Annotated in this window: 22 protein-coding genes; 12 read left to right on the top strand and 10 right to left on the bottom strand. The window is 65.0% G+C overall.

Annotated features, from left to right (window positions below; translation table 11 throughout):
- Positions 1-13 precede the first annotated feature (13 nt).
- Complete coding sequence (locus D0T21_RS27760; protein WP_116993217.1) at positions 14-949, bottom strand: LysR family transcriptional regulator; 936 nt, start codon at positions 947-949, stop codon at positions 14-16.
- Between the two features lie 110 nt (positions 950-1,059).
- Between D0T21_RS27760 and D0T21_RS27755 the strand changes: the two genes are divergently transcribed.
- The 6 genes from D0T21_RS27755 to D0T21_RS27730 all read left to right on the top strand — a co-directional run bounded on the left by D0T21_RS27755 (position 1,060) and on the right by D0T21_RS27730 (position 9,062).
- The gene (locus D0T21_RS27755; protein WP_301546350.1) at positions 1,060-1,878 is read left to right on the top strand and encodes a putative hydro-lyase; all 819 of its coding nucleotides are present in this window, start codon (positions 1,060-1,062) and stop codon (positions 1,876-1,878) included.
- 80 nt (positions 1,879-1,958) lie between these two features.
- Positions 1,959-3,230 (top strand): MFS transporter, encoded by a 1,272-nt coding sequence (locus D0T21_RS27750; RefSeq protein WP_116993215.1) that lies wholly within the window; start codon positions 1,959-1,961, stop codon positions 3,228-3,230.
- A 24-nt stretch (positions 3,231-3,254) separates the two neighbouring features.
- Positions 3,255-6,872, top strand: coding sequence for a hydantoinase B/oxoprolinase family protein (locus D0T21_RS27745; RefSeq protein WP_116993214.1), 3,618 nt, complete (start codon positions 3,255-3,257; stop codon positions 6,870-6,872).
- Between the two features lie 72 nt (positions 6,873-6,944).
- Positions 6,945-8,021: a porin gene (locus D0T21_RS27740; protein WP_116993213.1), complete on the top strand. Its 1,077-nt coding sequence runs from the start codon at positions 6,945-6,947 to the stop codon at positions 8,019-8,021.
- A 6-nt stretch (positions 8,022-8,027) separates the two neighbouring features.
- Entirely contained in the window at positions 8,028-8,582 is a 555-nt protein-coding gene (locus D0T21_RS27735) for a hypothetical protein (RefSeq protein WP_116993212.1), read from the top strand.
- Between the two features lie 12 nt (positions 8,583-8,594).
- The gene (locus D0T21_RS27730) at positions 8,595-9,062 is read left to right on the top strand and encodes a cache domain-containing protein (RefSeq protein WP_199538600.1); all 468 of its coding nucleotides are present in this window, start codon (positions 8,595-8,597) and stop codon (positions 9,060-9,062) included.
- Positions 9,063-9,158: 96 nt separating this feature from the next.
- Here the strand turns inward: D0T21_RS27730 and D0T21_RS27725 are convergent, their stop codons facing one another.
- The 5 genes from D0T21_RS27725 to D0T21_RS27705 form a co-directional block, all read right to left on the bottom strand.
- Positions 9,159-9,509: a hypothetical protein gene (locus tag D0T21_RS27725; protein ID WP_116993211.1), complete on the bottom strand. Its 351-nt coding sequence runs from the start codon at positions 9,507-9,509 to the stop codon at positions 9,159-9,161.
- 264 nt (positions 9,510-9,773) lie between these two features.
- On the bottom strand, positions 9,774-10,370 hold the full coding sequence (locus tag D0T21_RS27720) for a malonic semialdehyde reductase (RefSeq protein WP_116993210.1): 597 nt from the start codon (positions 10,368-10,370) through the stop codon (positions 9,774-9,776).
- A gap of 1 nt (position 10,371) precedes the next feature.
- Positions 10,372-10,917 (bottom strand): cupin domain-containing protein, encoded by a 546-nt coding sequence (locus D0T21_RS27715; protein ID WP_116993209.1) that lies wholly within the window; start codon positions 10,915-10,917, stop codon positions 10,372-10,374.
- 10 nt (positions 10,918-10,927) lie between these two features.
- Complete coding sequence (locus D0T21_RS27710) at positions 10,928-12,037, bottom strand: alcohol dehydrogenase catalytic domain-containing protein (protein WP_116993208.1); 1,110 nt, start codon at positions 12,035-12,037, stop codon at positions 10,928-10,930.
- Between the two features lie 49 nt (positions 12,038-12,086).
- Positions 12,087-12,668 carry an amino acid synthesis family protein gene (locus D0T21_RS27705; RefSeq protein WP_116993207.1) on the bottom strand — a complete coding sequence of 194 codons (582 nt, stop codon included), beginning with the start codon at positions 12,666-12,668 and terminating at the stop codon, positions 12,087-12,089.
- 217 nt (positions 12,669-12,885) lie between these two features.
- Here D0T21_RS27705 and D0T21_RS27700 point away from each other — a divergent pair, with 217 nt between their 5' ends.
- The 6 genes from D0T21_RS27700 to D0T21_RS27675 all read left to right on the top strand — a co-directional run bounded on the left by D0T21_RS27700 (position 12,886) and on the right by D0T21_RS27675 (position 18,881).
- Positions 12,886-13,737: a fumarylacetoacetate hydrolase family protein gene (locus tag D0T21_RS27700; RefSeq protein ID WP_116993206.1), complete on the top strand. Its 852-nt coding sequence runs from the start codon at positions 12,886-12,888 to the stop codon at positions 13,735-13,737.
- A 10-nt stretch (positions 13,738-13,747) separates the two neighbouring features.
- On the top strand, positions 13,748-14,299 hold the full coding sequence (locus tag D0T21_RS27695; RefSeq protein ID WP_116993205.1) for a VOC family protein: 552 nt from the start codon (positions 13,748-13,750) through the stop codon (positions 14,297-14,299).
- Positions 14,300-14,301: 2 nt separating this feature from the next.
- Entirely contained in the window at positions 14,302-15,729 is a 1,428-nt protein-coding gene (locus tag D0T21_RS27690; RefSeq protein ID WP_116993204.1) for an aldehyde dehydrogenase family protein, read from the top strand.
- Positions 15,730-15,764: 35 nt separating this feature from the next.
- Positions 15,765-17,369 carry a bifunctional 3-(3-hydroxy-phenyl)propionate/3-hydroxycinnamic acid hydroxylase gene (locus D0T21_RS27685; protein ID WP_116993203.1) on the top strand — a complete coding sequence of 535 codons (1,605 nt, stop codon included), beginning with the start codon at positions 15,765-15,767 and terminating at the stop codon, positions 17,367-17,369.
- An 88-nt stretch (positions 17,370-17,457) separates the two neighbouring features.
- Positions 17,458-17,901: a PaaI family thioesterase gene (locus tag D0T21_RS27680; protein WP_199538599.1), complete on the top strand. Its 444-nt coding sequence runs from the start codon at positions 17,458-17,460 to the stop codon at positions 17,899-17,901.
- Between the two features lie 44 nt (positions 17,902-17,945).
- Positions 17,946-18,881, top strand: coding sequence for an ABC transporter substrate-binding protein (locus tag D0T21_RS27675; protein ID WP_147330494.1), 936 nt, complete (start codon positions 17,946-17,948; stop codon positions 18,879-18,881).
- 18 nt (positions 18,882-18,899) lie between these two features.
- Here the strand turns inward: D0T21_RS27675 and D0T21_RS27670 are convergent, their stop codons facing one another.
- Genes D0T21_RS27670 through D0T21_RS27655 form a run of 4 tightly spaced genes read right to left on the bottom strand, consistent with a single transcriptional unit; the run spans position 18,900 to position 23,071 of the window.
- The gene (locus D0T21_RS27670; RefSeq protein WP_116993201.1) at positions 18,900-19,826 is read right to left on the bottom strand and encodes an electron transfer flavoprotein subunit alpha/FixB family protein; all 927 of its coding nucleotides are present in this window, start codon (positions 19,824-19,826) and stop codon (positions 18,900-18,902) included.
- A gap of 31 nt (positions 19,827-19,857) precedes the next feature.
- Positions 19,858-20,607 (bottom strand): electron transfer flavoprotein subunit beta/FixA family protein, encoded by a 750-nt coding sequence (locus tag D0T21_RS27665; RefSeq protein ID WP_116993200.1) that lies wholly within the window; start codon positions 20,605-20,607, stop codon positions 19,858-19,860.
- A 32-nt stretch (positions 20,608-20,639) separates the two neighbouring features.
- Positions 20,640-21,884 carry a CaiB/BaiF CoA-transferase family protein gene (locus D0T21_RS27660; protein ID WP_116993199.1) on the bottom strand — a complete coding sequence of 415 codons (1,245 nt, stop codon included), beginning with the start codon at positions 21,882-21,884 and terminating at the stop codon, positions 20,640-20,642.
- Positions 21,884-23,071, bottom strand: a complete 1,188-nt coding sequence (locus D0T21_RS27655; RefSeq protein ID WP_116993198.1) for an acyl-CoA dehydrogenase — start codon at positions 23,069-23,071, stop codon at positions 21,884-21,886. The genes D0T21_RS27660 and D0T21_RS27655 overlap by 1 nt, the downstream gene beginning before the upstream one ends.
- Positions 23,072-23,121: the final 50 nt, after the last annotated feature.

Here is a 23,121-nt window from a genome sequence, read left to right as displayed (position 1 = left end):
ACTTGTGCCGGCCTCAGCCCAGCGACTTGATATAGCGTGAATCGACCTGCGCGCAATAGCTGGCGCAGGCCTGGCGCGCCGCGTTGGCTGCCGCGTGCACCAGCATCTCCGCGTTCGATTGGAAGCACATGGAGACGATGATGGACGGTGGCTCGGGGTGCACCGGCAGTTCTATAAATTCGCCGCTCTCCAGCGAGCTGACCACGAACAGGCTGGGGATCGCCGCCACGCCATAGCCATCCTTCATCAGCTGCACGATCGCCGCGACCGATGGGGAACACGTGATGCGGGTTTGTTCCAGCGGTATCATCGCCAGGTTCGCCATCTTGCTGACGATCTCTTCCAGCATGCGTTGCGGCGCCGTGCCGCGTCCGAAAGTCAGGATGGGCATCCGCAGCAAGCGCTGGTTCAGTCCCTCCTTGCGGGTGTCAATCAAGCCCCGGCGCGCGATCCAGTGCAGCGGATACACGGCCAGGGCCTCGGAAACGATATCGCGGCTTTCCACACCCTCGACCTGGATCACCAGATCGAGTTCGCGCGCGCGCAGGCGCCGCTCCAGCACATTGCTCATGTCGACCGCGAGGTCGACTTCCAGCTCGGGATACAACACATTGAGCTGGCGGATGTATTGCGCCAGCCAACTGTGCACCACCGATTCGATCACGCCCAGCCGCAGCCGGCCGCGAATTGCACTATCTTTGTGCGCCGCGGCCTGCAGTCTGCGCGTCGCGTCGACCACCGCTTTCGCATGTCCCAGCAGATATTCCGCATTCGCTGTCAGGCAAAAATCCCGCTTGGTCCGGTCGACCAGTTCCGTCTGCAATTCCTCCTCTAAGGTCTTGATACGTAAGGAAATTGCAGCTGGCGTCGCGTGCAATGCACGGGCCGTGGCACGGAAGCTGCGGAGTTGGGCGAGGGTGACAAACGTCTCCAGGAATCGGATATTCATGGGACAAGAATACCTTATCTCCGTGCGCCGGTGTAGTGCACGTCGGTAAGAAAAACTAAACAGTCACAGCAAAAATTACTAGATAGCGGATAGCGATATACAAGTTTATTCTGAACTCATACAGTTTTTTTCATCTTCAAAACAACGAGACCTTCATGACTCCACTTCAATTACGGCACAAGGTACGCCGCGGCGAATTCCGCCTGCCGACGGCTGGCTACTGTGGTGAATATGCCCAGGCCAACCTGGTGATCCTGCCGCAGGCGCATGCCGACGAATTCCTGCTGTTCTGCCAGCGCAACCCGCGCTCCTGCCCGCTGCTGGCGGTGGGCGAGCCGGGCCAGTGGAACGTGACGCGTCTGGGTGCCGACATGGACCTGCGCAGCGACACGCCTGGTTACACCATCTATCGCGGCGGGCAGGATGCATCGCAGACCCATTCGCTGCACGACGTCTGGCGCGACGACCTGGTGGTGTTCGCGATCGGCTGCTCGTTCTCGTTCGAGCAGATGCTGATCGAGGCCGGCATCAAGCTGCGCCACATCGAACAACGCCGCAACGTCGCCATGTACCGCACCAATATCCGCAACCAGGCCGCCGGCCCGTTCGGCGGGGAGATGGTGGTGTCGATGCGGCCGATGAAGGCCGCCGACGCCGTCCGCGCGATCCAGATCACCAGCCGCTATCCGGCGGTGCATGGCGCGCCGGTGCACCTCGGCGACCCGTCGCTGATCGGCATCGCCGACATCGCGCGGCCAGAATACGGCGATCCGGTCGAGATCATGCCGGACGAAATACCGGTCTTCTGGGCATGCGGCGTCACGCCGCAGGAAGCCATCCGCCACGCGCGCCTGCCGCTGGCGATCACCCACCAGCCGGGCTACATGCTGGTCACCGACATCCGCAATTCATCTTTAGCAGCGTTCTGACTTAAAACCAAAGTAGCACCCACTACGGACCCGCACAGCGCGGCCGAAGGGGATTGCTGCACCAAACAAAGGGGAGCACCATGAACACCAGCGCACTACCAACCGCCCAGCAGGAGGGTTACTTCTCCTGGTTCCGCGCACTGACCGGCAAGGAGCGCCGCACCTTCTGGAGCTGCAAGATCGGCTACGCGCTCGACGCGATGGACACGCAGTTCCTCAGCTTCGTGATCCCGACCTTGATCGCCACCTGGGGCCTGTCCAAGGGCGACGCCGGCTTGATCGGCACCGTCACCTTGCTGACCTCCGCCCTCGGTGGCTGGATCGCCGGCATCCTGTCGGACCGCATCGGCCGCGTCAAGACGCTGCAACTGACCATCCTGTGGTTCGCCTTCTTCACCGTGCTGTGCGGACTGGCGCAGAACTTCACCCAGCTGCTGGTGGCGCGCGGCCTGATGGGCTTTGGCATGGGCGGCGAGTGGACCGCCGGCGCCATCCTGATCGGCGAGGTGATACGCGCCAAGGACCGCGGCAAGGCGGTCGGCATGGTGCAGGCGGGATGGGCGATCGGCTGGGGCGTGTCGGCGCTGCTGTACGCGCTGATGTTCTCGCTGCTGCCGCATGAATGGGCATGGCGCTCGCTGTTCCTGCTGGGGATACTGCCGGCGTTGTTCGTGATCTTCATCCGCCGCTTCGTCGACGAGCCGGAAATCTTCGTGGCGCAGCAAAAGAAGGTGGCGCCGGAGGACCGCGCCTCGTTCGCCCAGATCTTCGCGCCCAAGATGCTGAGCACCACCCTGCGCGCCGTGCTGTTGACCACCGGCGCCCAAGGCGGCTACTACGCCATCACCACCTGGCTGCCGACCTACCTCAAGACCGAGCGCCATCTGACGGTGCTGGGCACCGGCGGCTACCTGGCGATGGTGATCGTCGGCTCCTACGTGGGCTACATCGTCAGCGCCTTCCTGACCGACTACCTGGGCCGCAAGAAGAACTTCATCCTGTTCGCCACCGGCTCGCTGTGCATCGCCCTGGCCTACACCCGCTTGCCGGTGACGGACGGCGTGATGCTGTTCCTCGGCTTCCCGCTGGGCTTCTGCGTATCCGGCGTATTCAGCGGCATGGGCGCCTTCCTGACCGAATTGTTCCCGACCGAGATCCGCGGATCCGGCCAGGGCTTCAGCTACAACATGGGCCGCGCGGTCGGCTCGCTGTTCCCGCTGATGATAGGCCTGAGCAGCCAGTCGATGGCGCTGGGCGAGGCGATCGGCGTGTTCGCCGGCACCGCCTACGGCGTGATGATCCTGGCCGCGTTGACGCTGCCTGAAACCGCCGGCAAGAAACTCGAATCCTGATTCAGACTGTAAAAAGGTAATACCATGAAAAACGACATCCCCGCTCAACAACTTCGCTGGCAGTTCTGGGTCGATCGCGGCGGCACCTTCACCGACATCGTCGCGCGCCGCCCGGACGGCAAGCTGGTCACGCACAAGCTGCTGTCCGAATACCCGGAGCGCTACGACGACGCCGTCACGCAAGGCATGCGCGACCTGCTTGGACTGAAGACGGGCGATCCGCTGCCGGCCGAGCAGATCGAAGTGATCAAGATGGGCACCACCGTCGCCACCAACGCGCTGCTGGAGCGCAAGGGTGCGCGCACCGCGCTGGCGATCACGCGCGGCTTCGCCGACCAGCTGCGCATCGGCTACCAGGACCGGCCGGACATCTTCGCCATGCGCATCGAGCTGCCGGACCTGATCTACGAGGAAGTGATCGAGATCGACGAGCGCATCGGCGCGCGCGGCGAGGTGCTGCAAGTCCCGGATGAAGAACTGCTGCGCGGGCAGTTCCTCGCCCTGCGCGCCAAGGGCATCGACGCCATCGCCATCGTGCTGATGCACGCCTACCGCTATCCGCAACACGAGCAGCGGCTGCGGGCGCTGGCCGAGGAGGTCGGCTTCACGCAGATCTCCGTCAGCCACCAGGTCAGCCCGCTGATGAAGATCGTCGGCCGTGGCGACACCACCGTGGTGGACGCCTACCTGTCGCCGGTGCTGCGCGACTACGTGTCGCGGGTGTCGGCCGACACGGGCGATGTGCGCATCATGTTCATGCAGTCCAACGGCGGCCTGACCGACGCCGGCCGCTTCCAGGGCAAGGACGCGATCCTGTCCGGCCCCGCTGGCGGCATCGTCGGCGCGGTCAAGAGCTGCGAGGCGATCGGCCTGAAACAGGTGATCGGCTTCGACATGGGCGGCACCTCGACCGACGTCGCCCACTACGACGGCGCCTACGAGCGCGTGTTCGAGACCGTGGTGGCCGGCGTGCGGGTGCGTGCGCCGATGATGCACATTCATACCGTGGCGGCGGGCGGCGGCTCGATCTGCAGCTTCGAGAACGGCCGCTTCAAGGTCGGACCGGAATCGGCCGGCGCCAATCCGGGGCCGGCCAGCTACCGCAAGGGCGGCCCGCTGACCGTCACCGACTGCAACGTGATGCTGGGCCGTATCCAGCCGGAGCACTTCCCGCGCGTGTTCGGCCCGAACGGCGACCAGCCGCTGGACCGCGACGTGGTGGTGCGCGCCTTCGGCGAACTGTCCGAGAAGATCGCCCGCGAAACCGGCACCCGGCTGTCGCCGTCCGCCGTGGCCGACGGTTTCCTGGCGGTGGCGGTCGACAACATGGCGCAGGCGATCAAGTCGATCTCGGTGGAGCGCGGCTATGACGTCAGCCGCTACGCCATGTGCTGCTTCGGCGGCGCCGGCGGCCAGCATGCCTGCCGCGTGGCCGACGTGCTGGGCATGACCAAGGTCGTGATCCATCCGTTCGCCGGCGTGCTGTCGGCGTTCGGCATGGGCCTGGCCGACATCCGCGCCATGCGCGAAGGCGCGGTCGAACAGCCGCTCAACGAAGCGGTCCTGAGCGGACTGGGGGAGCTGCTGTCACAACTGACACAGCAAGCCGCCACAGAACTGCTGGAGCAGCAAGTGGCGTCCGGCGATATCCGGGTCGAATTGTGCGCCCGTCTGAAGTACCAGGACAGCGACTCCGCCTTCGTCATCCCGATCGCCGGCGTGGCCCAGATGAGCGAGGCTTTCGCGGAGCTGTACCGCAGCCGCTTCGGCTTCGTCATGGAAGGCCAGCCGCTGGTGATCGAATCGGTATCGGTCGAAGCGATCGGCGCGGGCGACGGCGCCGACTTCGTCATCGAGGTGCCGGCCAGCGACAGAAGCGGGGCGGACATACCCGGCCGTGTTTACAGCTACGTCGACGGCCAGACCGTGCCGATCACCCTGTACGTGCGCGCCGAACTGCCGGTCGGCAGCCGCGTTGTAGGTCCGGCGCTGATCCGCGAGGAGATCGCCACCACCGTGGTGGATGCCGGCTGGACTGCGCGCGTTCTGCCTGACCACACGCTAATGCTGGAGCGCAGCGCGGCCGCCGGCAGCGCCCATAAGATGACTACCGCCGTGCATCCGATCCACCTGGAGATCTTCAACAACCTGTTCATGGCGATCGCCAAGCAGATGGGCACCACGCTGGAGAACACCGCCTACTCGGTCAATATGAAGGAGCGGCTGGACTTCTCCTGCGCCATCTTCGACCGCCAGGGCAACCTGATCGCCAACGCGCCGCACATCCCGGTCCATCTGGGCTCGATGAGCGACAGCGTGCTGTGCGTGATCCGCCAGCACGCGGCGACGATGGCTCCGGGCGACGCCTATGTGCTCAACGTGCCTTACAACGGCGGTACCCACCTGCCGGATATCACCATCGTCTGCCCGGTGTACGGCGACGGCGACCAGCCGTTGTTCTACGTCGCCGCGCGCGGCCACCACGGCGACGTCGGCGGCATCACGCCCGGCTCCATGCCGCCGAACAGCACCAGCATCCTGGAAGAGGGCGTGCTGCTCGATAACATCAAGATCGTCGACAAGGGCGTGTTCCTGGAGCCGCTGGTGCGCGAGCTGTTCGGCGCCGGCCCCTGGCCTAGCCGTAACATCGACCAGAACATCGCCGACCTGATCGCCCAGCTGGGCGCCTGCGAGACCGGTGCCAACGAACTGCTGAAGGCAACCGCCTGCTACGGCGAGGACGTGGTGCTGGCCTACATGCAGCACGTGCAGGACAACGCCGAGGCGGCGGTGCGCAAGGCCATCGGCGGCCTGCGCGACGCCAGCTTCGCCTACGAGATGGACGACGGCGCGGTATTGAAGGTGAAGCTGACCATCGACCACGCCAGCCGCAGCGCCACGGTGGACTTCACCGGCACCAGCGAGCAGCGGCCGACCAACTTCAACGCGCCGCTGTCGGTCTGCAAGGCCGCTGTGCTGTACGTGTTCCGCACGCTGATCGACAGCGACATCCCGATGAACGAGGGCGTGCTCAAGCCGCTCAACCTCATCATCCCGGAAGGTTCGATGCTCAATCCGCGCTATCCGGCGGCGGTGGTGGCGGGGAACGTGGAAGTGTCGCAGTACGTCACCGACGCGCTGTACGGTGCGCTGGGCGTGATGTCGGCCTCGCAGGGCACGATGAACAACTTCACCTTCGGGAACGAAGAGCACCAGTACTACGAAACCATCGCCGGCGGCTCCGGCGCCGGGCCGGGCTTCGACGGCACGGCCGCCGTGCAGACCCACATGACCAACTCGCGCATGACCGATCCCGAGGTGCTGGAGTGGCGCTTCCCGGTGCTGGTCGAAACCCACGCGATCCGGCGCGGCAGCGGCGGCGAGGGCGCGCAGCGGGGCGGCGACGGGGCATTGCGCCGCATCCGCTTCCTGGAGGCGATGACGGCCAACATCCTGGCCGGCCACCGCCGCATCGCGCCGTTCGGGCTGGAAGGCGCGGCGCCCGGAGCGCTGGGCCGCAACTGGGTCGAGCGCGGCGACGGCACGGTCGAGGAGTTCGGCGCCACCCACACCGCCGAGATGCGGGCCGGCGACGTGTTCGCCATCGAGACGCCGGGCGGCGGCGGCTTCGGCACCAAATAAGCAAATGGCGGGATAGCCAGGGCTCGTTATCCCGCCTCCAACATCAGAGCCTGTACAACTGGGGAAATCAAAATGAACAAGACTATGCTTGCGCTCATGCTGAGCGCACTGGCAGGGGTTGCTGCTGCCCAATCGAACGTGACGGTGTACGGCATCGTCGACATGGCGGTGGTGCGCGAAAGCGGCGGCGTCGGCGCGGCCGCTTCCAGCACCAAGCTGACCAGCGGCGTCGAGTCGGGCTCGCGCCTGGGCTTCAAAGGCACCGAGGATCTGGGCGACGGCCTGTCCGCCATCTTCCTGCTGGAGAACGGCTTCCAGGCCGATACCGGCGCGATGGGGCAGGGCGGCTTGCTGTTCGGCCGCCAGGCTTATGTCGGCCTGCAGAGCAAGACGGCCGGCACGCTGACGCTGGGCCGCCAGTACACGCCGCAGTACCTGGCGGTGGCGACGGTCGATCCCTTCGGCTCCGGCACGGCGGGCGACACCAAGAACCTAATCGCAGCGACCGGCAACGGCGCCAGCCGCATGGACAATTCGGTCAAGTACGCGTCGCCGGTGGTGAACGGCTTTAGCGGAGAACTGGTCTACGGCGCCGGCGAGGTGGCGGACAGCAGCACGGCGCAGCGGCAGTTCGGCGGCGCGCTGGCGTACACCACGGGTTCGCTGATGGTGCGCCTGGCGCATCACCACCGCAACAACGACACCGCCGCGCTAAAGAACACCAGCAGCGCCGAAAACACCGTGCTAACCGCGCTGTACGACTTCGGCGTGGCGAAGGCGCACTTCGCGTACGGCGTCGACAAGGGCTTGAACAGCGCCTTGCCGCGCAACCTGAACAATCCGTTCGGCTACGCGGTCGCGCCAACGCCTTCCACCAATAGCAACTACCTGCTGCTGGGCGTGACGGTGCCGCAAGGGCTGGGCACGTGGATAGGCTCCTACATCCGCAAGAACGACAAGACCGGCTTCAATCAGGATGCCGAGCAACTGGCCGGCGGTTATCGCTACAACCTGTCCAAGCGCACCGACTTGTATGGCGTGTACGCGTACATCCGCAACAAGAACGGCGCCGGCTACACGGTGGGCAGCGCGATTGAAGGCGGCACCGGCAATCGCGGCCTGAATCTCGGCATCCGTCACGTCTTCTAAGCCGTCATGCGCTCGCCCGCCCACACCATCCACAGCTACCTGCTGGCCAAGGATGGCAATCGTCCGCACCTGATGGCCCAGGCTTTCAGCGAGGACGCCATGCTGTCGATGCAGGTCCATACCGACAGCATCGCCTTCCCGCCGCTGGCGCGGGGACGCGACGCTATTGCGGACGTGCTGGTGCGCCGCTTCGGAAAAAGCTACGAGAACGTCTATACCTTTTGCCTGGGTCCTCCGCCCGAGCAAACGGCTTCCGCCTTCAGCTGCGAATGGCTGGTGGTCATGACGGACAAGTGCAACGGCAATGTGCGGGTCGGCTGCGGGCGCTACGACTGGCATTTCGACGACACCACCGGCCTGGCCGAGCGGCTCGCCATCAGCGTGGAAGTCATGCAGATATTGCCACCCGCCGCTGTGGAGCCGGTCATGAAATGGGTGGCCTCGCTGCCCTATCCATGGTGCGTCACCGAGGCGGTCATCAACCGCGCGGCCAACGTGGTGGGCGTGGGGCCGGTGCTGGCCTGGCTGGCGTCCAATAATCGATGTTCGTGTTTCGAGTAAAGGAACTGAAAAATGAAAAACCTGTTGAAATACTTGATGGTGGGCTGCATGGCGCTGTTGTTCAATGCGGGCGCCGGCGCGGCGGAGAAGGGCACGGCCGATGAAGCGGTGGCGATGGTCAGGAAAGCCAGCGAGTTCCTGAAGAAGCATGGCAAGGAGCAGGCCTTCGCGGAATTCAATAACCCGAAGGGGGCGTTCATCCACAAGGACCTGTACATTTTCGCCTTCCTGGCCAATGGCGACGGCATCGAGCAAGCCAATGGCGCCAACGTCAAGCTGGTCGGCAAGAACGTGCTGGAGATGAAGGACGCCGACGGCAAGTTCCTGATCAAGGACATTCTCGCGCTGGGCATGGGCAAGGAAGGCAAGGGCTGGGTCGATTACAAATGGCCCAACCCGACTACCGGCACCATCGATGGCAAGCGCACCTATGTCGAGCGCGTGGACGATGTCGTGATCGGTTGCGGCATTTACAGGTAGGGAAAGCGATACCAGCAGTTTGGATAAGAGAAAGGGCTCCGATCGGAGCCCTTTCTCTTGATCGGCCAGCGGAACCGGCGGACGTCTTCGAGTCGGTTATTGAATCAACCAGGTCTGCGTGGCCTGCGTATGGGTCGTGTACCAAACGTTCTTCGCGGCCGTACCACCACAGGTAGGCTTATTGTAAATGGACGCCATAAACGCTTTGCCGAACGGAACGTTGCGCGCGAGACCCTGCACATTGGTCTTGGTCAAATCGTACTGCTGGCCATTGACATAGACGCGCGCGCAGGTGGTGCGGTTGTTCACGTTGGCGAAGACCAGCGTGCCGGACTGCGCGCCGACCAAGTCCTTAGGGGCGGCGACAACAGAGCTGGACAGCAGTACGCTCGCTGTGACGGCCGTGACGACAAATGCCGTCTTGCTCATAATTTTGCTGCGGTTCATGAGTATTACCTTTTACGTTGAGACTTGTCGGAGAATGAATTTCTGACCATCGCTTTACGTGCATCAATGTTTCGTACACGACGCCGTGAATCAGCGACAGTTCAATCATAAAAGCCCCATGCGGTCTTTGAATCGACCGAAACGAACCACTCCGCTCGCCAGCCAAGCGCGTGTGGCCCAGCGCGGCGCCGGCGGCGGTCAGGCGAATCAACAGCGTGATATGCAGACGCAGCCCGCGCCGCCGGTGGGATAGAGTTTGGTTTGCTAGCGGAACTGGCAAACTTCCTCAAAGCTGAGTTTGGGATGGCGGGGGAACAATCCCGTGGCGTCGCCATAGCCTATGCCGCACAGGAAGTTGACTTTCCATGCGCCGTCCGAGAAAAAGGTCTGGTTGACCAGCTCCTCGTTGAAGCCGGACATGGGGCCGCAATCGAGACCCACCATCCGCGCCGCGATCATCAAGTAGGCGCCTTGCAGCGAGGCATTGCGAAAAGCGGTGCTCTCGCTCAGCCGCTCATTGTTGCGGAACATGTCGGCCGCGTCCGCGCGGTGCGGAAACAGCGTCGGCAATTTCTCGTAAAACGTCCGGTCGTAGGCCACCACCGCCACCACCGGCGCCGTCCTGGCCTTGTCGACGTTGCCCGGCGCCAGCGCCGGCAGCAGCCGTTCCTTCGCCTCGGGCGTGCGCAGGAACAGCAGCCGCAACGGCGAGGTGTTCATGCTGGTCGGCCCCCATTTCAGCAACTCGTAGACTTCGCGCAGCAGCGCGTCGTCCACGCCGCGCGCCTGCCAGCGGTTCTGGCTACGCGCCTCGCGGAAGATCAGGTCGCGCACGGCGTCGTCGCAAATGCAGCGCGTCATGTCAAGCTCCCGGCCGGGCCGCGCCGACCAGGATGAACGCCAGCGTGGCGGCCTGCGCGCTGCGGTTGCGCCACGCATGGCGCGTGCCGTTCTGCACCGCCACGTCGCCCTGGCGCAGCAGTTTTTGCGCGCCGTCGTCCAGCTCCAGCCAGATCTCGCCGCCCAGCACCAGCGCATAGTCGATGCTGTCGCTGCGGTGCATGCCGGGGCAGTCCGGCTCGAAACAGTCGATCAGGCCGGGCAGGGCGGCGCCCAGCTCGGCGCCGGCCGCCGCACCGTTAAAGTCCGGGCTCATCATGACGGCGTCCGGCGGGAAGGTGACGATCAGGAAGCTGGTGCCGCCCGGCGCCGGCACCAGCGAGCCGCCGTCCAGGGTGGGATCGCCTGCCGGCGCCGGCAGGCTGGCGCCGGGTGCCGTGGCCCAGACTTGGGCGAAGGCGTGGCCGGGAATGTGCTTGAATGCGGCCGCGCGCGGCGCCGCCGCTTCCGAGACGAACACCGCCTTGCCTTGGGCGTCGTGGCCGGTAACGATACGTCGGATTTCCATGGTGTGCTCCTTAGGGACAGATGACGAAGTTGCTGAAGCCGCCGGAACGGTGCTCGATGCCGCCGATCGCCTCGTTCACCTTCTCCAGAGGGAAGCTGTGGTGCTCGAACACCGACAGATCCACCACGCCGGCCTCGGCCAGGTCCGCCATCTCCTGGCCCTGGGCGGTGGTGAACCACGCCGAGCCGACCAGCGTGATGTCATTGTCCATCAAATAGTGCAGGTTGACCGGCACTTCGCCGGCCACCGCGCCGACATTGACCAGCTTGCCGCCGCGTCGCAGCGTCGACAACGCGTCGAGCAGGGTGCGCGGGTCGGCGCCAGGGCCCAGCGCATCGATTACGGCGTCCACCCCTTCGCCCTCGGTGACTTCGTCGCTCCAGTCCCGCATGGGGCGCTTGCCGAGCGCATGCACGTGAATGCGATCCGGCGCCAACGCCTTGACCCGCTGCAGCAGCTCCACGTTGCGGCCGGTGCCGAGGATGCGGCGCGCGCCCAGTGCCAGCGCGAACAGCGCGCCACCCAGGCCCAGCGTGCCGCTGATGCCGTTGATCAGCACAGTGGAGCCCGGCCCCACGCCGGCCGTGCGCAGCGCGCGGTAGGCGGTGCCCAGGTAGCCCAGCCGTGCGGCCTGCTCGAAGCGCATATTGCCGGGAATGCGCACCAGGCTGTATTGTGGCGCCGTCATGTATTCGCACAGGCCGCCGTACGGGTAGTCGTCGTAGATGCGCTGCGAGCGCCGGGAGAAACCGAAGTAGCCGTTGAAGGTATAGCTGGCGCAGGCGGTGGTCTCGCCGGCGCGGCAGTTGCGGCAGGCGCCGCAATAGCGGGCCGGGTTGACGTAGACGCGGTCGCCCGGCTTGAAACCGATCACCTGCGAGCCGACCGCTTCGATCACGCCGGCCGGATCCAGGCCGAAAATGGCCGGCAGCTTGGGCAGCGGCAGGTGCGGGAACCAGGTACCCCAGTTGCTCAGGACGTTGCCCAGGTTGGGCACGATGCCGCAAGCCTTGACCTTGACCAGCACATCGCCGGGGCGGACTTCCGGCACCGGTATCCGTTCGATTTCCATCGGCTTGCCGACTTCGTGCATCCGTGCCGCGCGCATCATCTTGCTCATTTCATGTCTCCTTGTTTTTGTGTGGTCTTCTGCTTGGTGGCCGCGCGGATCAGCGCAGGCCGTCGTTGCCCGTGACGTCGGCCGCCGCCAGCCCGCCCAGGCGGGCATGGACCCGGCCGCCGGTCGCCATCGCCAGTCCGAAGGCGATTTCGTTGCGGCGCGGACCGTCCCACAGCGTCATTTCGGCGGCGCCGAAATGGCTGCGAACATAGGCGGCCTGGATATGCCCCAACGGCACGATCAGGCGGGTGCCAATGCCGCCGATGGTCTTGGCGGACGGCACGATGGCCTTCGGCTGACCCAGCGCTTCGCGCATCGCCCAGCCGCCGGCCTCGTGCCAGACCGCGCCGTGCTCCAGTTCGCCGTCCTCGCCGACCACCGCACCCTTGCCATAGGCCTGCACGTTGGCGACGCCGCCCAGCGCCGCGATCAGGCGCGCCGACAGCTCCGAACCGAGTTGGCGCAGCTCCGCCATGAAGGGGAGCAGGTCGGGCTGGTAACGCCCGGCATAGGGATTGGCGACCACGGCCAGCGCCGTCGCCACCCGCAGCGGCTGCTCCAACCGCGGGCCGCCTTCATGCCAAATTTCTTCAATATCCAGTTTGTACTTGCGTACCGTAACGAGCGACATCAACATCTCCTCAGCGAACAACAATCGAAGCGCCTGCATGCCAGCCGCAGGCGGCGCGGCGGGCCGGAGATCCGGTCCCGCCCCTTGATGGAAATTATACATGCGGCGAGATTTTATGCAAATTAAATATTTTTGTGCACAAAAATATGTTTGATCCTATAATTGCTCCAGGCATGGCGCGGCAGGCGCCTGCCACCCGAACAACAAGGAGAAGACAATGAAGTTGATTTCATATCGGCGCGAAGGCCAGGCGCGGTTTGGCGCGGTGACCGGGCAGGGCGTGGTGGAGCTGAGCGGCCAGCTGGATGGCGTGGAAGACCTGGCGACGCTGCTGGGCGACCCGGCCGCGCTGGAGGCGGCGCGCCGCATCGTGGCAAGCACGCCCGTCATGTGCCCGCTGACCGGCGTGCAGCTGGAGCCGGTGATACCGCGCCCCGGCAAGGTGGTCTGCGTCGGCATTAACTATGTCGAGCATGCGCACGAGGCGGGCCGCAAGATCGGCGAACACCCGGTGATCTTCCAGCGCTATCACGAAACGCTGATCGCCCACGGCGCGCCGCTGCTGCGGCCCAAGGTTTCCGGCCACTTCGATTTCGAGGCCGAGCTGGCGGTGGTGATCGGCAAAGGGGGCGCCCACATCGACGCCGCCGACGCCATGAGTCATGTGGCCGGCTACACCTGTTTCAACGACGCCAGCGTACGCGACTGGCAGTTCCACACCCACCAATACGGCATGGGCAAGAACTTCCAGTCCACCGGGGCGCTGGGGCCGTGGCTGGTGACGGCCGACGAGATCGCCGACTATCGCGAGCTGCTCGTCACCGGCACGCTGAACGGCGAACAGATGCAGCATGGCCGCCTGGCCGAACTGGCGTTCGACATTCCGGCGCTGATCGCGTATATCTCGAAGGCGCTGCCGTGGCATCCGGGCGACATCCTGGCCACCGGCACGCCGAGCGGCATCGGCTTCAAACGCACGCCACCGGTGTTCCTCGCGGCCGGCGACACCTTCGAAGTGACGATCTCGCAGATCGGCACGCTGTCCAATCCCGTCATCGATGAAGCTTGAGGAGTCCACCATGTCGCAACTGCCCCGCATTCAGTACACCCACACCGGCATCTTCTGCGCCGACCTCGACATGATGGTCGAGTTCTACCGGGCCAAGATCGGCTTCATCGTCAGCGACCGCGGCGTCGCCTCCACCGGCCACCGCCTGTTCTTCATGACGCAGGATCCAGAAATTCACCACCAACTGGTGCTGTTCGACGGCAAGCCGACCGACCTGCCATTCAATCCAATCAACCAGCTGTCCTTCCTGCTCGATACACTGGAGGATTTGCGCACGTATTACAAGCGGGCCCAGGAATTCGGCCTGCGCGATCTCGACCAGGTCGACCACGGCAACGCCTGGTCGCTATACTTCAAGGACCCGGAGGGCAATCCGATCGAGATGTATGTCGATTCGCCGTTCTACACCCACCAGCCGTGCCGCGAACCGCTCGACCTGTCGCAGCCGGCGGACACCATCCTGGCCACCACCGAGGCCATGTGCCGCCGCCGCCCCGACTTCAAGACGCGCGCGGAATGGATCGCCGCCACGCGCGAGCTGCTGCGCCAGACGCGCGCCTGACCATGCACGCCAATTACATAGGCGGCGCCTGGGTCGACGGCAGCCCGCGCCGCAACATCAACCCCTCGGACCTGGCCGACCTGGTGGGGGAATATGCGCATGCCGACGCCGCCCAGGCCGGACAGGCGATCGCCGCCGCCGCGTCCATGCGCCACGCATGGGCGAACAGCGGCATCGAACCGCGGGCCAGGGCGCTCGATTTCGTCGGCAGCGAACTGTTGCTGCGGAAACGCGAGCTGGGTACGCTGCTGGCGCGCGAGCAGGGCAAGACGCTGGCCGAGGGCATCGGCGAGGTGGCGCGCGCCGGCAATATCTTCAAGTTCTTCGGCGGCGAGGCGCTGCGCCTGCGCGGCGACAAGCTGGCTTCGGTGCGGCCGCAGGTCGAGGTCGAGGTCACGCGCGAGCCGGTGGGCGTGGTCGGCATCATCACGCCGTGGAACTTCCCGATGGCGATCCCGGCCTGGAAGATCGCGCCGGCCCTGGCCTACGGCAACACGGTGGTGTTCAAGCCGGCCGACCTGGTGCCGGGCTGCGCCTGGGCGCTGGCCGAGATCATCAGCCGCTCCGGCTTGCCGGCCGGCGTGTTCAACCTGGCCATGGGGCGCGGCTCGGTGGTCGGGAAGGCGCTGCTGGAATCGCCGCAGGTGGCGGCCATCAGCTTCACCGGCTCGGTCGATACCGGCCGCACGCTGATGACGGCCGCCGCCCGGCGCTTTGCCAAGGTGCAGCTGGAAATGGGCGGCAAGAATCCGCTGGTGATCCTCAACGACGCCGACCTCGATGTCGCGGTCGATTGCGCGGTGCAGGGTGCCTACTACTCGACCGGCCAGCGCTGCACCGCCTCGTCGCGCTTCATCGTCGAGAAGGGCGTGTATGCGGAATTCGTGCGGCGCGTCGGCGAGACCCTATCGGCGTTGCAGGTCGGCCACGCGCTGGAGGCACAGACGCAGATCGGTCCCGTGGTCGACGGCGAACAGCTGGCCAGCAATCTGGACTATGTCGAACTGGGGCAGGCCGAAGGCGCGCGGCTGGTCTGCGGCGGCCGCAGGCTGAAACGCGACACCGATGGCTATTTCATGAGTCCGGCCTTGTTCGCGGACGCCGACGCCGGCATGCGCATCGCGCGCGAAGAGATCTTTGGTCCGGTGGCCTGCGCCATTCCGGCCGACGGCTACGAGCACGCGCTGGAATTGGCCAACGACAGCCCGTTCGGCCTGTCGGCCGGCATCTGCACCACGTCGCTCAAGCACGCGACCCACTTCAAGCGCCAGGCGCAGGCAGGCATGGTGATGGTGAACGTGCCCACCGCTGGCGTCGACTACCACGTGCCGTTCGGCGGCACCAAGGGATCGAGTTACGGCGCGCGCGAGCAGGGCAGCCACGCGGCCGAGTTCTACACCAGCGTCAAGACCGCATACACCAGGGCCTAGGCCCGATATCATCACAAGAAAAACAGGAGATCAACATGGACGTGGATGTACTTATCGTGGGCGCCGGCCCGGTCGGCGCGGTGGCCGCAAACCTGGCGGGGCTGTGGGGCCTGAAGACGCTGGTGGCCGACAAGCTGCCCGACATTTACGACAAGCCGCGGGCCTTCGGACTGGACCACGAAGTCATGCGGGTGTTCGACAATATCGGCATCGCCGCCCGCATCGCCGAGCATGTCATGCCGTACCGGACCACGGAATACCACAGCAGCGGCGGACGCGTGATCAAGCGCATCATGCCGGCCGGCGCGCCGTATCAGCTGGGCTGGGAGGCCAACTATGTGTTCTCGCAGCCGGCGGTCGAAGGCGCACTGCGCGCGCGGCTACAGGAGCTGCCGGGCGTGAGCCTGGAACGCTCGACCGAAGTACTGTCGGTGACGCGCGAAGACGACGGCTACGTCAGCCTGCTGCAGGACCGCGAAGGCACGCAGCGCGAAGTGCGCAGCCGCTATGTGCTGGCCTGCGACGGCGGCACCAGTCCTCTGCGTGGCAGGCTGGGCCTGGAGATGGAGGACCTGCAGTTCGACGAGCCATGGATGGTGGTGGACTTGATGGTGGCGCCCGAAGTGTTGGAGCGGCTGCCGGCGACCAATATCCAATACTGCGAATTCGAGCGGCCTTGCACCTACATCGTCGGCCCCGGCCGCCACCGGCGCTGGGAATTCATGATCAATCCGAATGAAACACCGGCCAGCATCTCGCAGCCGGAAGCGATCGCCCAATTGATGTCGCGCTGGCTGACGCCGCATGAATATGAGCTGTGGCGGGCGTCGGCCTACCGCTTCCATGCCTTGATCCTGAAGACCTGGCGCGAGGACGGACTGTTCTTCCTCGGCGACGCGGCGCACATGACGCCGCCGTTCATGGCGCAGGGCATGTGCCAGGGCATACGCGACGCCTCCAATCTGGTGTGGAAGCTGGCGCTGGTGCATCGCGGCCTGGCGGCGCCGTCGCTGCTCGACACTTATCAGGAGGAACGGCTGCCCCATGTGCGTCATACCACGCTGGTGACCAAGGAATTCGGCCACGTCATCTGCGAACGGGATGCGGAGCGCGCCGCCGCGCGCGACCGCGCCATGCTGGCGGAGATGGAGCGCAACCCGGGACCGACGGTGCGCCAGTCGCTGATACCCGGATTGTCCGGCGGCTTCCTGGCGCCGCTCGACAGCGTGGGCGCGCGCGGCGCGCTGTTCCCGCAGCCGATGGTGGTCGATCATGCGGGACGCGAGGATCTGCTGGACCGCTTTACCGGCCCGGCCTTCCGCATCGTCGCCGCCCCCGGCGCGGACCTGGGCGCGCTCGCGGCCGGCATCGAGGGCGACGCGCAACTGGCCGCATTGCCACTGGCCCTGCTGCAATTGCTCGATGCCGGTCCGGCCGGCGCCTCCTGCGGCGGGCACGGCTTCCGCGAGCAGGGCGGGATTTTGCGCAACTGGATGGCCGATCGGCTATGCACCTTCGTGCTGGTGCGGCCGGACCACTATGTGTTCGGCACGGCGGCTTCGGCGGCGGAAGGGATCGCGCTGCTGCATACGCTGCGCGAGAAGCTGGCCGGCGCGGCCAGCGGCCTGGATATGGCCTGAGCGGCATCCCGGCGGCGCCCTGAGCCTCGCCGGGATTGCGGTATGATTGAGCGCACAAGACAAACGTGTGACTAACAGGAGGACAGCGATGTCAGATACTTCCGGTGCTGGCGTCGGCGAACGCGTGCACGCCAGCTTCGCGCGCCAGAACGCGATGGCCTTGATCAAGGCGGAGTTAGCCGTGGTTGAACACGGCCGGATTGAAATCCACCTGCCGCACTGGAGCGGCGTCGAGCAGCAGCATGGCTTTGTGCATGGCGGCGTGGTCGGCATGATCGCCGATTCGGCCGCGGGCTATGCGGCGATGACGGTGGTGCCGGAGGGCGCGTCGGTCCTCACCGTCGAATACAAGATGAATTTGCTCGCCCCCGCCGGCGGCGACCTGTTGATCGCGCGGGGCCGCGTCGTCCGTCCCGGGCGCACGCTGATCGTCACGCAGGCGGAGGTGTTTGCCGTCAAGGATGGACAGGAAACGCTCTGTGCGCTCATGCAGCAAACCATCATGGTCATGCACGGCAAGAGCGAGAAGTAGCAGGCGCAAACTCCTGTTGCCCGGCCACGTCCTCTAAAAACAGCGTGCAATTGCTGGTGAAAAGCCCGGATTGGCACTACTATAAATCACGGTGTACGTCCTCCCTATCGGTAAATCTTGATTCCCCTATAAGGAGCGCCAGGCTCCGGGGTGGGGAAGTTCATGGCTGGCATATACAGGGACGTATCAACATTGTGACTACGGCTGTGATGAAAAAATATTTTTTACTGATATTTTACTTGTTGTTGTCGCAATCCAAGGCTACGCCTTCGGAAACCATTCGTTATGTCATTTTTCCTAACCCTCCCTTTATCATTGGCGCGGAAACGGCGATAAACAGAGAGCCGAGCGGTATCGAGATTGATATTGTGCGAGAACTCGCTCGGCGCATGAAGATGAAAATTGCGTTTATAAAGTGCCCATTGATACGCTGCCTGAAGCTGATCGAAGATGGTAAAGCTGATTTAGTCAGCAGCCTTTTCAAGCGGCCGGAGCGTGAACTGTATATGCGATACTTTGATCTTCCTTACCTTGACAAGTATCCGATTGCATTCTACTCCCGTAAAGGCTCGGGAATTTCAATCGCGGAGTATAAGGATTTATATAAGCTGGCATCGCCAATTGGCATGCTGCACGGCGGGAGTTATTTTCCACAATTTGACAACGATGCGAGACTAAACAAAAAGCCCGTGGCGCGGCAAGAACAACTGTTCCCCATGCTATTGGCAAAACGCTTTGATGTCATTGCCGGATATGTTCCCGCCGAAAATTACAGGTTGATTACGGAAGGCCTTGAGGGGAAAGTCGAGAAATCGGAGTTCGAATATGATGGCGTCAATTATCTTTACTTGGCAATTGGCAGGAAATCGCCCTTGACAAACCGTTTCGAAGAGTTGAACTCCACGCACAAGGCAATGTTGACGGATGGTTTCATCGAACATGTCTTGAATTTTTACAGAATTAAATATTCGCTTAAATAATAATCGAGGCCAGTTTCATCAGGCCAGCGCCGCCACCATCTGCGGCACGATCTCAAACAGGTCGCCGACGATGCCGTAATCGGCCACCGCGAAGATAGGCGCTTCCGGGTCCTTGTTGATGGCGACGATGGTCTTCGATTCCTTCATGCCGGCCAGGTGCTGGATCGCCCCCGAAATACCGACCGCGATATACAGTCGCGGCGCGACGATCTTGCCGGTCTGGCCGACCTGCCAGTCGTTCGGCACGAAGCCCGCGTCCACCGCCGCGCGCGAGGCGCCGATGGCGGCGCCGAGGCGGTCGGCCAGCGGATCAAGCAGCTTGAAATTCTCCGCCGAACCCAACCCTCGCCCGCCCGCGACCACGATGCCGGCGCCGCTCAATTCCGGCCGGCCACTGCTGACAGTCTGTCGCGACAGTAGCGTGGAACGGCCGCGGTTCGCCGCCGGCGCGACCGCCTCGACCACCGCATCGCCGCCGCCGGCGGCCGGCTCGAAGCTGGTGGTGCGCACCGTCAGCACCTTGATCGCGTCCGCCGATTGCACGGTCGCGACCACGTTACCGGCATACACGGGGCGCTCGAAGGTGTCGGGCGTGCACACCCTGCTGGCTTCGGAAATCTGCGCGACATCGAGACGGGCCGCCACGCGCGGCAAGACGCTCTTGCCGCAGGCCGTGGCCGGCGCCAGGATGTGGCTATAGCCGGCGGCAAGCGCCAGTATCTGTTCGGCCAGGTTTTCCGCGCCGGTGGCGAGGTGCTGCGCGTCGGCCAGCAATACCTTGGCGACACCACGGATGCCGGCCGCCGCAGCGGCAGCGTCGGCGCAGGCGGCGCCTGCCACCAGGACGTGGACCTCGGCGCAGCAGGCCAGGGCGGCGCTGATGGTGTGCAGGGTGGCGGCCTTCAGGCCGGTGTGGTCGTGTTCTGCGATGACGAGTGCGGTCATGAGATGTTCCAGATGAATGAGGGAGAAAAAACTAGATGACTTGGGCTTCCTGCCTGAGCTTGTCCAGCAGCGTCGCCACATCCGGCACCATGACGCCGGCGCCGCGGCCTGCCGGTTCGGCCATGCCGAGCACCTTCAGGCGGGGCGCCACATCCACGCCCAGTTCGACGGGTGTGACGATGTCCAGCGGCCGCTTCTTGGCCTTCATGATGTTGGGCAGGGTGGCGTAGCGCGGCTCGTTCAGGCGCAAGTCGGTGGTGACCAGCGCCGGCAATGCCAGCGCCAGCGTTTCCAGGCCACCATCGACTTCACGGCTGACGCAAGCCTGGTCGCCTTCGATGACCAGCCGGGAGGCGAAGGTCGCCTGCGGCCAGTCCAGCAGGGCCGCCAGCATCTGGCCGGTCTGGTTGCAATCGTCGTCGATGGCCTGCTTGCCGGTGATGATCAGGCGCGGCTGCTCCCAGTCGGCCAGCGCCTTCAGCAACTTGGCCACCGCCAGCGGCTGCAACTCGGCGTCGGTATGGACCAGGATGGCGCGATCGGCCCCCAACGCCATCGCGGTGCGCAGGGTTTCCTGGCAAGCCATCGCACCGCAGGACACCACCACCACCTCGCTGGCGGCACCGCTCTCCTTCAGGCGCACGGCTTCCTCGACGGCGATTTCGTCGAAGGGGTTCATCGCCATCTTGACGTTGGCGACATCGACGCCGCTGCCATCGCTCTTCACGCGGACCTTGACGTTATGGTCCACCACGCGTTTCACTGCCACTAAAACCTTCATGCTCAACCTCTCTTAAGTTCCTTCGATCCAGCTCAAACCACCTTGTCCCGCCGCAGCGCGGCCAGGTCCGGCGGCGTCAGGTCCAGCCATGCGGCCAGTACTTCGTCCGTGTGCTGGCCCAGCGTGGGCGGGGCGCTGCGGTACTGCACCGGCGTGGCCGACATGCGGATCGGATTGGCAACCAGCGGCACGCTGCCGGCCAGCGGGTGCGGCAAGTCGATATGCAGGCCGCGCGCCCGCACCTGCGGATCGGCGAATACGCGGTCCAGCGTGTTGATCGGACCGCAGGGCACGCCGGCCGCCTCCATCAGCGCCACCCATTCGTCGGTGCCGCGGCCGGTGGTGACGGCGCGCATCAGCGCCACCAGCTCGTCGCGGTGCCGGACCCGCTGCGGGTTGGTGGCGAAGCGCGCATCCTCGGCCCATTCCGGCCGGCCCAGCGTCCGGCACAAACCGGCGAACTGGCCGTCATTGCCGACCGCGATGATCATGTAGCCGTCGGCGGTCGGAAAATCCTGGTAGGGCACGATGTTCGGATGGGCGTTGCCCATGCGGCCAGGCGCGACGCCGCCCACCAGGTAGTTGGCCGCCTGGTTGGCCAGGCAGGCGATCTGCACGTCGAGCAGGGCCAGGTCGATGTACTGGCCCTGGCCGGAACGCTCGCGGTGCGCCAGGGCGGCCAGCACGGCGTTGCTGGCGTAGAGGCCGGTCATGATGTCGGTCAGCGCCACGCCGACCTTGACCGGTCCCGCGCCTTGCGCGCCATCGGGACGGCCGGTCAGGCTCATCAACCCGCCCATGCCCTGGATCAGAAAATCGTAGCCTGCGCGCGCCGCGTAAGGCCCGGTCTGGCCGAAGCCGGTGATCGAGCAGTAGATCAGGCGCGGATTGAGTGCGCGCAGACTGTCGTAGTCGAGCCCATACTGGCGCAAGCCGCCGAGCTTGAAGTTCTCGATCAGGATGTCGGCCTTGGCGGCCAATTGGCGCACCAGTTGCCGGCCTTCCGGCCGCCCCAGGTCGATGGTCACCGAGCGTTTGTTGCGGTTGGCGCTCAGGTAGTAGGCCGATTCGCCGGTGGCCTGGCCGTCGGCGTCGTCCAGCCATGGCGGCCCCCAGGCGCGGGTGTCGTCGCCGGCGACCGGGCGCTCGACCTTGACCACGTCCGCGCCCAGGTCGGCCAGCAGCTGGCCGGCCCAGGGACCGGCCAGCACCCGCGACAGATCCAGCACCCGCACGCCGGCGAGGGCGGCGGGCGTCGTTGCGGCGCCCGTTTCCATCAGAACGCCGCGATGCCGGTGATGGCGCGGCCGAGGATCAGCGCGTGCACGTCGTGGGTGCCCTCGTAGGTGTTGACCACTTCGAGGTTGACCAGATGGCGGGCCACGCCGAATTCGTCGCTGATGCCGTTTCCGCCCAACATATCGCGCGCCATGCGGGCGATGTCCAGCGCCTTGCCGCAGGAATTGCGCTTCATGATGGAGGTGATCTCCACCGCCGCCGTGCCTTCATCTTTCATGCGGCCCAGGCGCAGGCAGCCTTGCAGCGCGAGCGTGATCTCGGTCTGCATGTCGGCCAGCTTTTTCTGGATCAGCTGATTGGCGGCCAGCGGCTTGCCGAACTGGTTGCGGTCCAGTACATACTGGCGTGCGCGGTGCCAGCAGTCCTCGGCCGCGCCCATCGCGCCCCAGGCGATGCCGTAGCGAGCGCTGTTCAGACAGGTGAACGGCCCCTTCAGGCCGCGCACGTCCGGGAAGGCGTTTTCTTCCGGGCAGAACACGCCGTCCATGACGATCTCGCCGGTGATCGAGGCGCGCAGCCCGACCTTGCCGTGGATGGCCGGCGCCTCCAGGCCTTTCCAGCCTTTCTCCAGCACGAAGCCGCGGATCGCGCCCTCATCGTCCTTGGCCCATACCACGAACACGTCGGCGATCGGGCTGTTGGTGATCCACATCTTGGCGCCGCTCAGCTCATAGCCGCCCGGGACTTTTTTCGCGCGGCTCAACATGCCGCCAGGGTCGGAGCCGTGATTCGGCTCGGTCAGGCCGAAGCAGCCTATCCATTCACCGCTGGCCAGCTTGGGCAGGTATTTTTGCTTGGTCGCTTCATTGCCGAATTCGTAGATGGGCACCATCACCAGCGACGACTGCACGCTCATCATCGAACGATAGCCCGAGTCCACGCGCTCGACTTCGCGGGCCACCAGGCCGTAGCACACCGCGTTGAAGCCGGCGCCGCCGTAGGTGTCGGGGATGGTCACGCCCAGCAGGCCCAGCTCGCCCATCTCGCGGAAGATGGCGCTGTCGGTCTGTTCGCGGCGGAAGGCTTCGAGCACGCGCGGCTCCAGCCGTTCCTGGCAATAGGCGCGGGCCGATTCGCGCACCATGCGTTCCTCGTCGCTCAGCTGTTGATCCAGCAGCAGCGGGTCGTCCCATTGGAAAGCGGCGTAGTTATGCTTTGAGCTCATTTCGTACTCTTAAAAGTTTATCGTGTACCTAATGTACAATCGCAATGGCA

Origin of the sequence: Duganella sp. BJB476, from assembly GCF_003416895.1 — a bacterium.
GTDB lineage: Bacteria > Pseudomonadota > Gammaproteobacteria > Burkholderiales > Burkholderiaceae_D > Rugamonas.
This window is presented reverse-complemented; position numbering and strand designations above follow the sequence as displayed.

Coding starts and splice junctions, on each gene's coding strand:
- D0T21_RS27760 (WP_116993217.1), bottom strand. CDS start 949: ATGAATATCCGATTCCTGGAGACGTTTGTCACCCTCGCCCAACTCCGC.
- D0T21_RS27750 (WP_116993215.1), top strand. CDS start 1,959: ATGAACACCAGCGCACTACCAACCGCCCAGCAGGAGGGTTACTTCTCC.
- D0T21_RS27745 (WP_116993214.1), top strand. CDS start 3,255: ATGAAAAACGACATCCCCGCTCAACAACTTCGCTGGCAGTTCTGGGTC.
- D0T21_RS27740 (WP_116993213.1), top strand. CDS start 6,945: ATGAACAAGACTATGCTTGCGCTCATGCTGAGCGCACTGGCAGGGGTT.
- D0T21_RS27735 (WP_116993212.1), top strand. CDS start 8,028: ATGCGCTCGCCCGCCCACACCATCCACAGCTACCTGCTGGCCAAGGAT.
- D0T21_RS27730 (WP_199538600.1), top strand. CDS start 8,595: ATGAAAAACCTGTTGAAATACTTGATGGTGGGCTGCATGGCGCTGTTG.
- D0T21_RS27725 (WP_116993211.1), bottom strand. CDS start 9,509: ATGAACCGCAGCAAAATTATGAGCAAGACGGCATTTGTCGTCACGGCC.
- D0T21_RS27720 (WP_116993210.1), bottom strand. CDS start 10,370: ATGACGCGCTGCATTTGCGACGACGCCGTGCGCGACCTGATCTTCCGC.
- D0T21_RS27715 (WP_116993209.1), bottom strand. CDS start 10,917: ATGGAAATCCGACGTATCGTTACCGGCCACGACGCCCAAGGCAAGGCG.
- D0T21_RS27710 (WP_116993208.1), bottom strand. CDS start 12,037: ATGAGCAAGATGATGCGCGCGGCACGGATGCACGAAGTCGGCAAGCCG.
- D0T21_RS27705 (WP_116993207.1), bottom strand. CDS start 12,668: ATGTCGCTCGTTACGGTACGCAAGTACAAACTGGATATTGAAGAAATT.
- D0T21_RS27700 (WP_116993206.1), top strand. CDS start 12,886: ATGAAGTTGATTTCATATCGGCGCGAAGGCCAGGCGCGGTTTGGCGCG.
- D0T21_RS27695 (WP_116993205.1), top strand. CDS start 13,748: ATGTCGCAACTGCCCCGCATTCAGTACACCCACACCGGCATCTTCTGC.
- D0T21_RS27690 (WP_116993204.1), top strand. CDS start 14,302: ATGCACGCCAATTACATAGGCGGCGCCTGGGTCGACGGCAGCCCGCGC.
- D0T21_RS27685 (WP_116993203.1), top strand. CDS start 15,765: ATGGACGTGGATGTACTTATCGTGGGCGCCGGCCCGGTCGGCGCGGTG.
- D0T21_RS27680 (WP_199538599.1), top strand. CDS start 17,458: ATGTCAGATACTTCCGGTGCTGGCGTCGGCGAACGCGTGCACGCCAGC.
- D0T21_RS27670 (WP_116993201.1), bottom strand. CDS start 19,826: ATGACCGCACTCGTCATCGCAGAACACGACCACACCGGCCTGAAGGCC.
- D0T21_RS27665 (WP_116993200.1), bottom strand. CDS start 20,607: ATGAAGGTTTTAGTGGCAGTGAAACGCGTGGTGGACCATAACGTCAAG.
- D0T21_RS27660 (WP_116993199.1), bottom strand. CDS start 21,884: ATGGAAACGGGCGCCGCAACGACGCCCGCCGCCCTCGCCGGCGTGCGG.
- D0T21_RS27655 (WP_116993198.1), bottom strand. CDS start 23,071: ATGAGCTCAAAGCATAACTACGCCGCTTTCCAATGGGACGACCCGCTG.